Annotated in this window: 9 protein-coding genes, 1 other RNA gene and 1 pseudogene; 10 read left to right on the top strand and 1 reads right to left on the bottom strand. The window is 39.8% G+C overall.

Annotation, left to right across the window (positions count from 1 at the left end; all coding sequences use genetic code 11):
- Nucleotides 1-108 precede the first annotated feature (108 nt).
- A pseudogene (locus V757_RS19845) lies at nucleotides 109-1549 on the bottom strand (catalase).
- 321 nt (nucleotides 1550-1870) lie between these two features.
- Here V757_RS19845 and rnpB point away from each other — a divergent pair.
- The 10 genes from rnpB to murG all read left to right on the top strand — a co-directional run bounded on the left by rnpB (nucleotide 1871) and on the right by murG (nucleotide 14052).
- An RNA gene (rnpB, locus tag V757_RS27495) (RNase P RNA component class A) lies at nucleotides 1871-2253 on the top strand.
- 448 nt (nucleotides 2254-2701) lie between these two features.
- The gene (mraZ, locus tag V757_RS19840) at nucleotides 2702-3130 is read left to right on the top strand and encodes a division/cell wall cluster transcriptional repressor MraZ (protein WP_173391498.1); all 429 of its coding nucleotides are present in this window, start codon (nucleotides 2702-2704) and stop codon (nucleotides 3128-3130) included.
- On the top strand, nucleotides 3130-4125 hold the full coding sequence (gene rsmH / locus V757_RS19835; protein WP_023950346.1) for a 16S rRNA (cytosine(1402)-N(4))-methyltransferase RsmH: 996 nt from the start codon (nucleotides 3130-3132) through the stop codon (nucleotides 4123-4125). The genes mraZ and rsmH overlap by 1 nt, the downstream gene beginning before the upstream one ends.
- On the top strand, nucleotides 4122-4427 hold the full coding sequence (gene ftsL, locus V757_RS19830) for a cell division protein FtsL (protein WP_023950344.1): 306 nt from the start codon (nucleotides 4122-4124) through the stop codon (nucleotides 4425-4427). Before rsmH ends, ftsL begins: the two co-directional genes overlap by 4 nt.
- A gap of 12 nt (nucleotides 4428-4439) precedes the next feature.
- The gene (locus tag V757_RS19825) at nucleotides 4440-6269 is read left to right on the top strand and encodes a peptidoglycan D,D-transpeptidase FtsI family protein (RefSeq protein ID WP_023950342.1); all 1830 of its coding nucleotides are present in this window, start codon (nucleotides 4440-4442) and stop codon (nucleotides 6267-6269) included.
- Nucleotides 6269-9043, top strand: coding sequence for a bifunctional UDP-N-acetylmuramoyl-L-alanyl-D-glutamate--2,6-diaminopimelate ligase MurE/UDP-N-acetylmuramoyl-tripeptide--D-alanyl-D-alanine ligase MurF (gene murF, locus V757_RS19820; RefSeq protein WP_023950340.1), 2775 nt, complete (start codon nucleotides 6269-6271; stop codon nucleotides 9041-9043). Before V757_RS19825 ends, murF begins: the two co-directional genes overlap by 1 nt.
- A gap of 19 nt (nucleotides 9044-9062) precedes the next feature.
- Nucleotides 9063-10232, top strand: coding sequence for a phospho-N-acetylmuramoyl-pentapeptide-transferase (gene mraY, locus V757_RS19815; RefSeq protein WP_023950338.1), 1170 nt, complete (start codon nucleotides 9063-9065; stop codon nucleotides 10230-10232).
- A gap of 12 nt (nucleotides 10233-10244) precedes the next feature.
- Nucleotides 10245-11768, top strand: coding sequence for a UDP-N-acetylmuramoyl-L-alanine--D-glutamate ligase (murD, locus tag V757_RS19810; RefSeq protein WP_023950336.1), 1524 nt, complete (start codon nucleotides 10245-10247; stop codon nucleotides 11766-11768).
- 56 nt (nucleotides 11769-11824) lie between these two features.
- Complete coding sequence (ftsW, locus tag V757_RS19805) at nucleotides 11825-12973, top strand: putative lipid II flippase FtsW (RefSeq protein ID WP_052019285.1); 1149 nt, start codon at nucleotides 11825-11827, stop codon at nucleotides 12971-12973.
- A 2-nt stretch (nucleotides 12974-12975) separates the two neighbouring features.
- Nucleotides 12976-14052: an undecaprenyldiphospho-muramoylpentapeptide beta-N-acetylglucosaminyltransferase gene (gene murG, locus V757_RS19800; protein ID WP_023950332.1), complete on the top strand. Its 1077-nt coding sequence runs from the start codon at nucleotides 12976-12978 to the stop codon at nucleotides 14050-14052.
- Nucleotide 14053: the final 1 nt, after the last annotated feature.

The following is a 14053-nucleotide window of genomic DNA, read 5'->3' as shown; positions in this document are numbered from 1 at the left end:
ATCCTTTTTTCTTTAATATGCTCAATTAGTGAAGTATTCTAAAAAGGTCTCGTTAATATCGGATAGATAACGAGACCTTTAGACTTAAAATATTATTAAGTATTAAGCTTATAAAAAGCTAGGTAAATTTTTAGCCGGATCATTTTCACGAGCGTCTAATGCATCCTTTACGCTCAGCCCTAGAGCTTTAGCGACTCCTGCCGCATAGTCAGGGTGACATTTTTCGCAGTTACGTATATGACGATATTTAATAAAATCAGGTGCATCTCCTAAAGCACGAGCTGTATTTCCAAATAAAGCTTCACGTTGTTCTTTAGTCATTAAATTAAACAATGCTCTAGGTTGGCTGAAATAATCACTGTCATCGTCACGAAAATCCCAATGGTCAGCGTCACCATTGATTTTTAGTGGAGGCTCTTTATAAGTTGGTTTGTTCTTGCCATTGGCTAAAACTATTTGGCTCATAATGAGGTAGGCCACCATAGTTACCATCAGCGCGACCTTGTCCATCGCGATGGTTGCTATGCACAGGACAACGAGCAGCGTTGACTGGAATTTGATGGTAATTGACTCCTAAACGATAGCGTTGTGCATCAGCATAGTTTACTAAACGTGCTTGCAACATTTTATCGGGAGAGACGCTAATGCCGGGAACAATAGTACTAGGTGCAAATGCAGCTTGCTCTACATCCGCAAAGAAGTTTTCTGGATTGCGATTTAATTCAAAGAAACCTACTTCAATTAGTGGGTAGTCTGCTTTTGGCCATACTTTAGTTAAATCAAATGGGTGATAAGGTACTTTTTCAGCATCAGTTTCAGGCATGACTTGTATATACATTGTCCATTTAGGAAAATCCCCACGTTCTATCGCTTCATATAAATCACGCTGATGGCTTTCACGACCTTTACCAATTAATGCTTCTGCCTCTGCATCTGTTAAGTTTTTGATTCCTTGCTGTGTTTTGAAATGAAATTTCACCCAGAAACGTTCTTGTTTGCTGTTGATAAAACTATAGGTATGAGAGCCAAAACCATGCATATGGCGATAAGAGGCAGGAATGCCTCGATCGGACATCACGATAGTTACTTGGTGCAGTGCTTCAGGCAAGAGAGTCCAATAATCCCAGTTATAAGTGGCACTACGTAAATTAGTACGAGGATCCCGTTTAACAGCTTTATTTAAATCAGGGAATTTGCGAGGATCACGGATAAAAAATACGGGTGTATTATTGCCAACTAAGTCCCAGTTTCCTTCTTCTGTATAAAATTTTAAGGCAAAACCACGAATATCACGTTCAGCATCAGCTGCACCACGTTCTCCAGCAACTGTGGTAAAGCGAGCGAACATATCTGTTTTTTTAGCTACTTCACTAAAAATTTTTGCACATGAATATTGGGTAATATCATTAGTTACCGTAAAAGTGCCAAAAGCACCAGAGCCTTTTGCGTGCATACGTCGCTCAGGAATTACTTCTCGTACGAAGTTAGCAAGTTTTTCGTTTAACCATAAATCTTGGGTGAGTAATGGACCACGAGCACCCGCTGTCATACTGTTTTGATTATCAGCGACAGGAGCACCAAATTGTGTGGTCAAATGAGTAATGGGGTCATTTTTTGATGTCGTTAGACATAATAAGTTCCTTTGGAGGTATTTGTGATTGAGAAGAAGTACTACTTATGGATGAAATGCTAGTCTACTAAGGTTTATGGTTATAGTAAAATTCTATTTTTTTATTTGATTGATAGATAAAAATTATAATTAATTGTGGATATCTGCTTCCATGTGACAATGTGACATAACCAAAACATGCTGAATTCATTTATCCAATATAATTCATTATTGTTATTATGATGTTACAATAACAAGTGCAAAGTAAGCTAGGCAATCGCGAATTATTAATTCGAGGAAAGTCCGGACTCCGTAGAGCGAGATAGCGGCTAACAGCCGTCCACTTAGCAATAAGTGAGGAATAGGGCCACAGAGACGAGACTATTATGTGGGTTTGTCCTCTGGATAAACACTGATACGGCAACTTCCGTATGGCGTTATGTCAATAACAGCATAGTAGGGTGAAACGCGGTAACCTCTATTTGGAGCAACATCAAATAGGCATACGCTAAGGGCTGCTCGTCCGAGTATGCGGGTAGATGGCTTGAGTACTTAAGTAATTAAGTACCTAGAGGAATGATTGCCGACCCATGAAGAGAAATCTTAAGGGTTTACATAATCCGGCTTATAGGCTTACTTTGTCTTTCTTTTTGGTGTATTACTGTCTATTTTTACTTATTATTCATTTTCTCTTCATTGAGTGGTTTTCCCTCATCATACACCATACTTAACTCCCCCCTACATATCCTCTGATTTCTTTTATCTTTTTGTTTAAACCTACCCACGATTTGCTTTTAATAGTGGCTGAGGACTCTTTGTCTAGGCATACTCTTTGGCGTCTCAGAAAAAACACAGTCGCAATTGTTAAGTTTTGTAAGGTTTTTTGTGATTTTTAAGCTGTATTTAGCGTAATACTTTCAGTTAATTACATAAGCCTTTGATTTTATTAAACTTGAGTTAAGTAGTTGCATTGTTACTAATACATAAGTCTTTATTTTCATTGGAAAAAATGAAATTTCTGCTTGAAAAAGATAAATAAATGCATTAAAGTGGAGATAAGTAGGAAATTGTGTAAAAAAGTGGGATAAAATGATTTTTCAGGGTAACAGTTCACTCACGCTAGATACTAAGGGACGGATGACAATTCCGGCTCGGTATCGTGATGTGCTGTTAACAGAGTCTCATGGCAAGATAACTATCACACGAAACCTTGATGGTGGCTTGTTAATCTACCCCCGATTTGAATGGGAATCACGAAGAAAAATCATTATGGAATTGCCCTCTAATTCGCGAGGATTACAACGACTTTTGTTAGGTAATGCTCAAGATGTGGATATTGATGGTTCAGGACGAGTTCTGATAGCACCAGAGTTGCGTGACATTGCTGGTATTGTTAAGGATGTGGTCTTGGTTGGTATGGGTCAGAAATTTGAGTTATGGGCAGCAGATAAGTTTGCTGAACAGCAAATCACCGATTTGGCCTCCATTGATTTATCCCAATTAGATAGCTTTTCATTGTAATGGACACGATATTTACACATAAAACTGTCTTATTAAATGCGACAGTTAATGCCTTGGTAGCCCGCGACTTTAATGCAAAAGAGGAGTGGGTGCATCTGCCTGTGCCATCAGCTAAGGTGGATGGGGTGTTTGTGGATGGTACTTTTGGTCGTGGTGGTCATAGTCGTTATTTGTTGAGTCATTTGTCTGAATCAGCCAAATTGTTTGTGTTTGATAAGGATCCATTGGCGATACAAGAAGCACAGAGACTGCAGCAACAGGATCAGAGAGTGCACATCATACATGATGGATTTTCGACAATGCAGGAAGCTTTAAAAGAGCATGGTATTGAGAAAGTCCAAGGGATATTGTTGGATCTAGGTATATCATCACCACAGATAGATGATGCGAGCAGAGGATTTTCCTTTATGAAGGAAGGTCCTTTAGATATGCGTATGGATACAACGAGAGGAATAACAGCACAAGAGTGGCTGGAAACAGCAGATATTAACGAAATTAAAGAGGTAATAAAAAATTATGGCGAAGAACGGTTTGCTTTCCAGATTGCAAAGGCGATTGAAAATCGCCGCAAATCCAGCCCTTTACGCACAACGCTCGAACTTGCCGAGCTCGTCTCAGCCACAGTCAGGACGCGTGAAAAAGGCCAACATCCGGCCACACGCACCTTTCAAGCTATACGGATTTACCTCAATGAAGAACTCGAGGAGCTTTCACGCACCCTCGCGTCAATACTAAATTTATTAGCGCCTGAAGGGCGTATGGCGATTATTAGTTTTCATTCGTTAGAAGATCGTTTGGTGAAACAATTTATCGCAAAAGCAGTAAATCCTGCGGCGGCAATTTCTAGGCATTTGCCACTCAGGGAGAGTGAAATGCCCCAAGCGTTATTGAAAAGTTTTGGAAAAATTGTGGCAACAAAACAAGAAGTAGAAGAGAACCCTCGCTCACGGTCGGCTGTGTTGAGAGTAGCGGAGCGGACGGAGGTAGAGCAATGAAAGGTGTGGTCGCTGTATTAGTATTAGTCAGCATATTCATATATAGTGCGATGGATTTGATTACGGTTAGATATCAACAACGTTTGCTCTATAACGATTTGGTGCGTGCGCAAAATGTGGAACAAAAGCTCAATCAAGTGTGGAGCTATTTGCAGTTAGAGCGAGCCAATTTAACTAGTACAGCTTATATTAATACCGTCATGGCTCAAAAGCTAAGTTTAAAACCAGCTGATATTGGACAGATTATTTATATAAAAGACTCTGAGTTACATAAACATAATTCAGTGATAGGGAAAGAGTAGTAAGGGGTTATTATGAAAAAATGGTTTAATAATTCCAATTGGAAAAAACAAAAAAACAATACTAATATTAGCCGTAATTATGAAACAGCTGGTGAGAAAGCCTCTTTTAAAACAAGAGGTAATTGGCTTTATGTGGCGTTACTTTGCGGCTTTGGTGCTGTAGCAGCGCAAGCCTTATATCACCAAGCATTTAATAGTGACTTCCTTAGAAAAGAAGGGGATGCTCGCTATGAAGCTAGAATTCCTTTGCATGCGGAACGTGGGCGTATTGTTGATCGTAATGGAGAGTTTTTAGCGACTAGTGTGCCTGCAAGTAGTATCTGGGTTGTGCCGGAACAATTATTGAAAGCACCTGTAGAAAGCCGTGTCGCTCTTGCTAAAGAGTTGGGAATGGATATTAAGCATTTAGATTCTCAATTAGAAGTAAATAAGAAAAAAGCCTTTTTGTTCTTAAAAAGACAAATTGCCTTAGATATCTCTGATCGTATTAAAGCATTAAAAATCAAGGGTGTGAATATCGACTCAGAAAGTAAAAGACTTTATCCTCAGGGATCACTCATGAGTCATATTGTTGGGTTTACCAATATTGAAAATGATGGTATTGAGGGTTTAGAGAAGCAATATAATAAAGTATTAGAAGGGGCTGATGGTTCACGTGTCGTTATTCGAAATCGTTTAGGGGCTGTGATTGAGGATGTTACCTCTAGTGATAGTTTGCCTGCTCAGCATGGAGATAATATTCAATTAACCATTGATAGTCGAGTTCAGTTCATTGCTAAAAATGCCTTAGAAAAAGCTATTAAAGAGCATGATGCTGAGTCTGGTGGTGTAGTGGTTATTGATGCAACTACAGGCGATATTTTATCGATGGTGAGTATGCCAACTTATGATCCGAACAATAATAAAGATCGTAAGGGAGCGGCGTTAAGAAATCGTGTGATTACGGATACGTTTGAGCCGGGCTCTATTATTAAACCATTGGTCGCAGCCTTAGCTTTGGATGCGGGCGTAGTCACCAAAAATACTAAGTTTGCTACAGGTAATGGTGTGTGGCTATATCAAGGCGCTAGAATTACGGACGTAAGTACACGAAATGGTACATTGGATGTAGCAGGTATTTTGCGTCGTTCAAGTAATATTGGTATGGCGATGATGTCTGAGCGTTTGCGTGCACAACAAATGTGGACAGTATTTAATGCCCTAGGTTTTGGACAAACGCCAACAATGGGTTTCCCTGGTGCAGCGGCAGGTCGTGTTAGACCTTGGAAAACTTGGTTGCCTATTGAAAAAGCTACTATGTCATATGGTTATGGTCTTTCTGTTTCGTTGATTCAAGTTGCTCAAGCTTATACTGCATTGGCTCGTGATGGGGATATGATTTCTTTATCATTGGTGAAACGTAATCCAAATGAGCGCCCAACTAGTATTCAAGTATTTTCGCCAAAAATTGCTAAAGATGTGCGTATGATGCTTGAGGGAGCATCTGGTGCGGAAGGATCAAAAATTCAAGCAAAAGTTAATGGGTATCGTTTAGGTGGTAAATCAGGAACAGCACGTCAGTTGGTTAATGGTCAATATTCTAGGACGGCTTACCGTGGATCGTTTGTGGCATTAGCGCCAGTATCTAATCCTCGCATTGTTGTCGCAGTGACCTTAGATAAGCCTAAAAAAGGTGGTTACTATGGTACTGTTATTTCTGGTCCAGTAGTGGCAGAAGTTGTTGAGCAAACACTTAAATATTTGGGTGTACCACCAGATGCGCCAGTAGATAGTATGAATACCACATCCTTAGAGGCCAATAACAAACCAGCTAAAACTCAAACAAAAAGGACGCAAGGATAATGACAACAATTGATTGGTTGAAGCAATTTACTGCTCAAGGATCTCATCTTCGGCTTGACAGCAGAGACATCCAGAAAGGGGATGTCTTTGTTGCTTGTAAAGGGCATCAGGTAGACGGTGCACGATTTATTCAAAATGCTATTGATAACGGTGCTGTGGCAGTATTGGTAGAAAAAGGCTTGGTGGTACCGCCAACCAATATTCCGGTGCAAGAAATAGTTGGGCTTAGACAGCAGCTGGGTAGTTTGGCTGATGAGTGGTATGGACATCCTTCACAACAATTGATGGTTATTGCTATTACTGGGACAAATGGTAAAACGTCATGTGTTAACTGGGTGGCTAGGGCGTTGAACAATAATAACATCCCATGTGCGACTATTGGTACCTTGGGAACAATATTACCAACAGGTGAAAATTTAGGTGGTTCATTGACAACGCCTGATGTATTGAGTATCCATAGATTATTGGCCGAATTGTTGATCAAAGGCATAAAAGCAGTGGCTATTGAAGCTTCTTCAATTGGTTTAGAGCAAGGACGGCTAGATAATGTAAACATTCAAATTGCAGGGTTCACAAATTTAACCCTAGATCATTTGGATATTCATCAAACCATGCAAGAGTATGAGCGTTGTAAGGGATTGTTATTCGCTTGGAAAAACTTAGAGCACGCTATTATTAATGTAGATGATGATGCTGGTAAACGTTTTTTTCAGCAAACTATAGCCAAACATAAACTTGCTTATACCATTCAAAACCTTTCCCAACAATATTCTCCTGCTTTGTCTGCTAACCATATTGATATCAAAGATAAGCGCATAGTCTTTGATTTATTAACATCGTCAGATAATTCTGTTCGGGTAGAAACTAAATTGGTTGGTGATCATAATGTTTCTAATTTGTTGTTAGTGGTAGGTGTTTTACAAGCGATGGGTTTTTCACTAGAAAAGATTATAGATAGTATTTCTTCGCTTGAACCAGTTCATGGGCGTTTGGAAATTGTGACTATTGAAGGCGTGACTGGTAATACTCTATCTTCGTTGCCCTTGGTGGTAGTGGATTATTCTCATACGCCAGATTCTTTATTACAAGCACTAAAGGCGCTACGTCCTTCTGCGACAGAGAAAAAGGGTAAATTAATTTGTGTATTTGGTTGTGGTGGCGATCGGGATCCTACTAAGCGTCCTGTTATGGGTAAGATTGCTGCTGAAAAAGCTGACCTTGTTTATGTGACTAGTGATAACCCTAGAACAGAAGACCCACAGCAAATCTTGAATCAAATTCTGCAAGCAATGCCAAAAGAGACTTTTGTTAATGTTGATCGTGCAGAAAGTATTGTAAGTGCTATATTAAAAGCAAAACCTGAAGATGTTATCTTGATTGCTGGTAAGGGGCATGAGACTTATCAAGAGATTAATCATCATAAATATCCGTTTGATGATAGCCACTGGGCAAAATTAGCGTTGTTATTGAAGTCTGGTGCGCATATTACAACTGATTCTAGAGCAGTTAAAAAAGGGGATATTTTTGTTGCATTAAAAGGTGATAATTTTGATGCGCATCAATTTTTGCAGGATGTCGCTGAGAAAGGTGCGGCGGCTGCTATTGTTAATCATGTTAATCCAAATGTAGGACTAGAACAATTTGTTGTTGATGATACGCTTAGAGCCTTATCACAAGTGGCAAGAGCTTGGCGTTTAAGTTTTGATATTCCAATTATCGCCGTAACTGGAAGCAATGGTAAAACAACATGTAAAGAAATGATTGCTTCAATTTTACGGGCTTATGTGGGAGAAGAGCATTGCTTAGCTACAGTTGGAAATTTAAATAATCATATTGGTGTTCCGCTTAGTTTGTTGAGACTTAATTCAATGGTAAAAGTGGCTGTCTTTGAATTAGGTATGAATCATCCGGGTGAAATTGCTACGTTGGCTCATTTAACACAGCCGCTAGTAGCAATGGTGAATAATGCACAACGAGAACATCAAGAGTTTATGAAAACCGTAGAGGCTGTGGCTTATGAAAATGGTGAGGTGTTTAAATTCTTACCTGCTAATGGTACAGCTGTATATCCAGCGGATGAAACATATACGTCGATTTGGAAAGGTTTATCAGAGCATGTGCAACAAATTCTGTTCGGAGAACAAGGGAATGTTTGGGCATCCAATATCAATACCACAGCAGGTGGTACAAGTTTTATCTTGCATTATGATGCGCCAGTAAATGCTAAGATTGCTAGCGCACAGATTCCTATTACCTTATCCATTCCGGGTGATCATAACGTGAGAAATGCTTTGGCTGCCGCCGCTTGCGCCTTAGCGATTAAAATCCCATTAGCCACCATCGCTGAAGGTTTATTGAATTTTTCGGGTGCTAAAGGTCGTATGCAAAAACAAGTATTAGATAATGGTACTGTGCTTATTGATGATACTTATAATGCCAATCCAGACTCAGTGATAGCCGCTATTGATGTGATGACTAATTTACCACAACCGGGTTTATTAGTGTTGGGTGATATGGGTGAGGTCGGAGATAATGGTCCAGCTATGCATGCTGAAGTAGGGCATTATGCCAAAGAAAAAGGTATTCAAACCTTATTTGCTATGGGAGAACTTTGCCAAGAGAGTGTCAATGCTTTTGGTGAGGGAGCATTGCATTTTACAGATATTGATGAGTTGATTAATGCCATTACAACGAGTCAATATAAAACAATTTTAGTTAAAGGATCACGCTTTATGAGAATGGAGCGTGTGGTGCAAGCACTTTTGAGTCGGTAGTGCTGAAAAGGAAAAATAAATGTTATACGAGTTATTTAAAGCATTATCAGGCACATTTACCTCATTATCAGTGTTTGAATATATCACGCTGCGAGCAATGTTAGCTTGTGGTACAGCGTTATTTATTGGTCTTATTGCGGGTCCTTATGTGATTCGTCGATTAACTGAGTTAAAGATTGGTCAAGCGGTTAGAGCATACGGCCCTAAAGATCATTTGGCTAAAAATGGTACGCCGACAATGGGTGGTGTATTAATCCTGATTAGTATTGCGATTAGTGCATTTTTGTGGGCAGATTTAAGTAATCGTTTTGTATGGGTTGTTTTACTAGTTACTTTAGGTTTTGGTGCTGTCGGTTGGGTAGATGATTACCGTAAAGTGGTTTATCGTAACCCAGAAGGAATGTCTTCAAAAGAGAAGTTTTTTTGGCAAACATTAATTGGTTTAATCGCATCAATTTATTTAAGTTTCGCGGTAGCAGCACCTGCGAATGCTGAATTATGGCCATTATTTAAAGACTGGGTATTAAGTGGTTTTACGATGTCATTGCCAGCACGTGCTGACTTAATTGTGCCATTTTTTAAGCATGTCAGTTATCCTTTGGGGGTATTTGGTTTTGCAGCATTAACATGGGCAGTCATTGTGGGCGCGAGCAATGCAGTAAATTTAACAGATGGTTTAGATGGTCTTGCTATCATGCCAACAGTAATGGTGGGTGCTGCTTTAGGTATCTTCGCTTATGTAGTTGGTCGCGTTGACTATTCAAACTATTTACTCTTTCCATATATCCCTGGTGCATCTGAAATGATGGTGTTGTGTGCAGCATTAGGTGGTGCCGGTTTGGCGTTCTTATGGTTTAATGCTTATCCAGCACAAGTATTTATGGGAGATGTGGGGGCATTGGCTTTAGGTGGGATGCTTGGCACTATTGCGGTCATTACACGTCAGGAAATTGTATTTTTTATTATGGGTGGCGTTTTTGTTGTTGAAACGTTATCGGTAATGTTGCAAGTGACTTGGTTTAAATATACGAAGAAACGTTTTGGTGAGGGGCGTCGTATTTTAAAAATGGCTCCATTGCATCATCATTTTGAAGTAGGTGGTTGGAAAGAAACTCAAGTGGTAGTGCGCTTTTGGATTATTACAATCATGCTTGTTTTGGTTGGGTTGTCGACTTTAAAGCTTCGTTAATACAGAAAAATCATGAGTCAAATTAATTCAAGTTTAAATGGTTTATCTATACTAGTGCTAGGACTAGGTGAAACAGGTTTAGCATCGGCTAAATGGTGTATGCAACAAGGTGCTATTGTTACCGTAGCTGATACGAGAGAGCAACCACCAGGATTGGCTCAATTACGTGAAGCTGGTGTTCCCGATGAGCGCTTTTTTTTAGGTGAGACAAAGGCACTCAGTAATCAGGCATTAGAGGGGGTGCACAGTATCGTATTAAGCCCCGGCTTAGCACCATTTCAGTCTCCTTTAAAAGAGTTTTTAGATGCAGCAAAGGCACAGAGTATTGAGGTCATTGGTGAGATTGAGTTATTCGCGCGAGCCTTAGTTGATTTGCAAAATAATCAACAGTACATACCCAAAGTATTAGCTATTACGGGAACTAATGGCAAAACAACAGTGACTACGATGACTAGAGATATGTGTCTCAATGCTGGACTAGATGCTGTCGCTGCTGGGAATATTAGTCCTTCTGCGTTGGATGCCTTGATGGAAGCTCAACACAAAAATACGCTACCAGATGTATGGGTACTAGAGTTATCTAGTTTTCAATTGCATACAACAGTCTCTTTAAAACCTAATGCCTCAGTCGTTCTGAATGTTACTCAAGATCACTTGGATTGGCATGGCTCAATGGAACATTATCAAGCGTCAAAAGAAAAATTATTAACCATGAGCGAAATTGCTATTGTTAATAGAGACGATGAATTAACCATGAAAATGGTGACCTATATTGATGATGTGAATGTGCGTTCATTTGGTAGTGATGAGCCAGTATTGGATCAGGACTTAGGTATTGAGACAGTCAATGGTATGGCATGGTTATGTGTGAGTGAGTATGATGATTTTGATGCGCCGATCACTAAAACAAAAAGAAAAACTCAAGAAAGGCCAATGCGTTTTAATGGAGTCATTAAACGATTAATGCCTGCGGATGCTATGCGCGTAAGAGGTCGTCATAATGCGTTAAATGCGTTAGCCGCTATAGGTTTGTGTAGAGCGATAGGGATTGCTTATACACCACTATTGACGACATTAAGAGATTATGAAGCGCAGGCACATCGTAGTAATTTTGTAAGATCAATTAAAGGTGTTGATTTTATTGATGATAGCAAAGGCACGAATGTTGGAGCGACACAAGCGGCCTTACAAGGTATGGGGCGTCCTGTTGTGATTATTCTAGGCGGAATGAGTAAGGGGCAAGACTTTTCATCATTAATTAATCCGATTAAACAATATGCACGAGCTGTTTTACTGATTGGTGTAGATAAAGCTATTATTGAGAATACTTTAAAAGAAACAGGTGTTCCGATAGAGAAATGTGAAACCTTAGAGCAAGCTGTTGAATTATCAATGAATTATGCTAAAGAAGGAGATGTTGTTTTACTTTCACCAGCATGTGCAAGCTTTGATATGTTTAAAGGTTATCATCATCGTGGAGAAGTATTTGTCAATGCTGTTTCTCAATTGGCGATAGAGTTAGGAGAGTTAACGTGAGCGAGGCAACAACTACTGTCAGGGGATTTTCACCTGTAAAACCAACAAGAACTAATATGCGTGATTATGATTTAATGCTTATTAGTACGGTGGGAGCATTACTCATTTTTGGCTTGATTATGGTGTATTCTGCGTCTATCGCCTTGGCTGATGGTCCTAAATATGTTAATGCTGATCGCTATTTCTTTTTTACCCGTCACCTTATTTTTATCATAGTTGGGGTTGTTGCTTGTTTACTTTCCTTACAAATACCCATGGGACTGTGGGAAAAACATGCTTTGCATTTATATATTTTAAGTGCTGTGTTTTTATTATTAGTATTGATTCCATTCATTGGTAGAGAAGTAAATGGAGCGCATCGTTGGATTCCTGTTGGTCCAATTAATTTCCAACCTTCTGAGTTAACCAAGTTTTCAATGATTATTTTTACGGCTTGGTATACGGTTCGTAAGAAACAATATATGAAGCAAGTCAGAGGCTTTTTGCCTATTTTAGGGTTTACTGCCATCGTAGCTTGTTTTTTGATTGCAGAGCCTGATTTAGGGGCGACTATGGTCGTTATCGCTATCGTTTTTGGCTTGATTTTTCTAGGCGGTGTAAATTTAAAAGTATTTGCTTCTTTAATCGTGTTAGCTGTGTTAGGCATTGTGGGGCTCATCGTGATGGCGCCTTGGCGGTTGCAACGTATTTTTGCCTATTTAGACCCTTTTAGTACTGAACATGCTCAATCGACAGGTTACCAGCTGAGCCATTCTTTAATTGCTGTAGGACGTGGCGAAATTTTTGGAGTGGGACTAGGGTTTAGTATTGAGAAATTACACTACTTACCCGAAGCACACACTGACTTTATTATGGCTGTGGTTGGTGAAGAGCTAGGTTTTATTGGTATTTTTATGGTAATTATGCTATTTGCGATTATTGTGAAAAAAGGCTTAAAAATTGGTAACCAAGCGATAGCAATGGATAGGGAATTTAATGGTCTTGTTGCACAAGGAATTGCTATTTGGTTTGGTGTGCAAGCTTTTATTAATTTAGGGGTTTGCTTTGGCTTATTACCGACAAAAGGATTGACCTTACCACTTGTTAGCTATGGTGGCTCAGCATTAGTGATGAATCTGATAGCCGTCGCATTGTTATTGCGAGTGGATTATGAAAATCGCTGCTTAATGCGAGGCCAACATATTGAGGCTAGAAGAAGAGGATAAGCATGCAGAATCAGGTAAAGAGAGCGTTAGTTATGGCCGGTGGCACAGGTGGGCATATTATGCCTGGTTTAGCTGTTGCTGCAGAACTTAAGCAAAGAGGCTGGGAGGTAAAATGGCTCGGCAATCCAGAGAAAATGGAAGGGAAACTTGTGCCTAAATATGGGTTCGAGTTATTGCCTATGGAGTTTGCCGGCTTAAGAGGTAAGGGTATAAAAGCTCTTATTAAATTGCCGTTTACAATGTTAAATGCTTGTTTATCTGCACGCAAAGCTATTAAAGCATTTAAGCCAGACATGGTACTTGGCATGGGAGGATATGTATCTTTCCCAGGAGCTTTAATGGCAAAATTTGCTGGTATTCCCGTTGTAGTGCATGAGCAAAACGCTGTAGCAGGAACAGCTAATAAAAGCATTGCTAAATTTGCAGCTAAAAAATTAACTGGATTTCCAAATGTGCTAGATGGTGGTGTGACCGTAGGGAATCCTGTACGCCAAGCGTTATTAAATTTAGCAAAGCCAGCAGAGCGATATGGGTCACGTCAAGGACCTTTAAACGTTCTGGTGGTTGGTGGTAGTTTAGGTGCAATGGCATTAAATACGTTGGTACCAGAAGCTGTAGCCATGTTGCCTGAGCAAGATCGCCCGATTATTACTCACCAATCAGGTGAGCAACATTTATCGGTACTACAAGCAGATTATCAAAAAGCTGGGGTTGAGGCAAAATGTGTTGCTTTTATTGATGATATGGCAACGGCTTTGGCTGAAACAGATTTAATTATATGTCGTGCTGGAGCGATGACTGTTGCTGAGGTGGCGGCGGTAGGGGTGGCGGCGTTGTTTGTTCCACTACCACATGCGATTGACGATCATCAAACAGCTAATGCTGAATGGTTAAGTAAAGAAAAGGCAGCGTTTACTTATGCACAAAAAAATTTAAACGCATTAGAATTATGTACTTTCTTAAAAACCTATTCGCGTGAGGATTTTAGCCAAGTTGCACAAAGAGCACATCAGATGGCATATACGCATGCCACACAAGATATTGCTGATGTCTGTGAACAAGTCGCTAAAGTTGGTTAGA

This window comes from Pelistega indica (assembly GCF_000506865.1).
Classification (GTDB): domain Bacteria; phylum Pseudomonadota; class Gammaproteobacteria; order Burkholderiales; family Burkholderiaceae_B; genus Taylorella; species Taylorella indica.
Note: the sequence above shows the minus strand (reverse complement) of the source record. Positions and strands in the feature narration are given on the sequence as shown.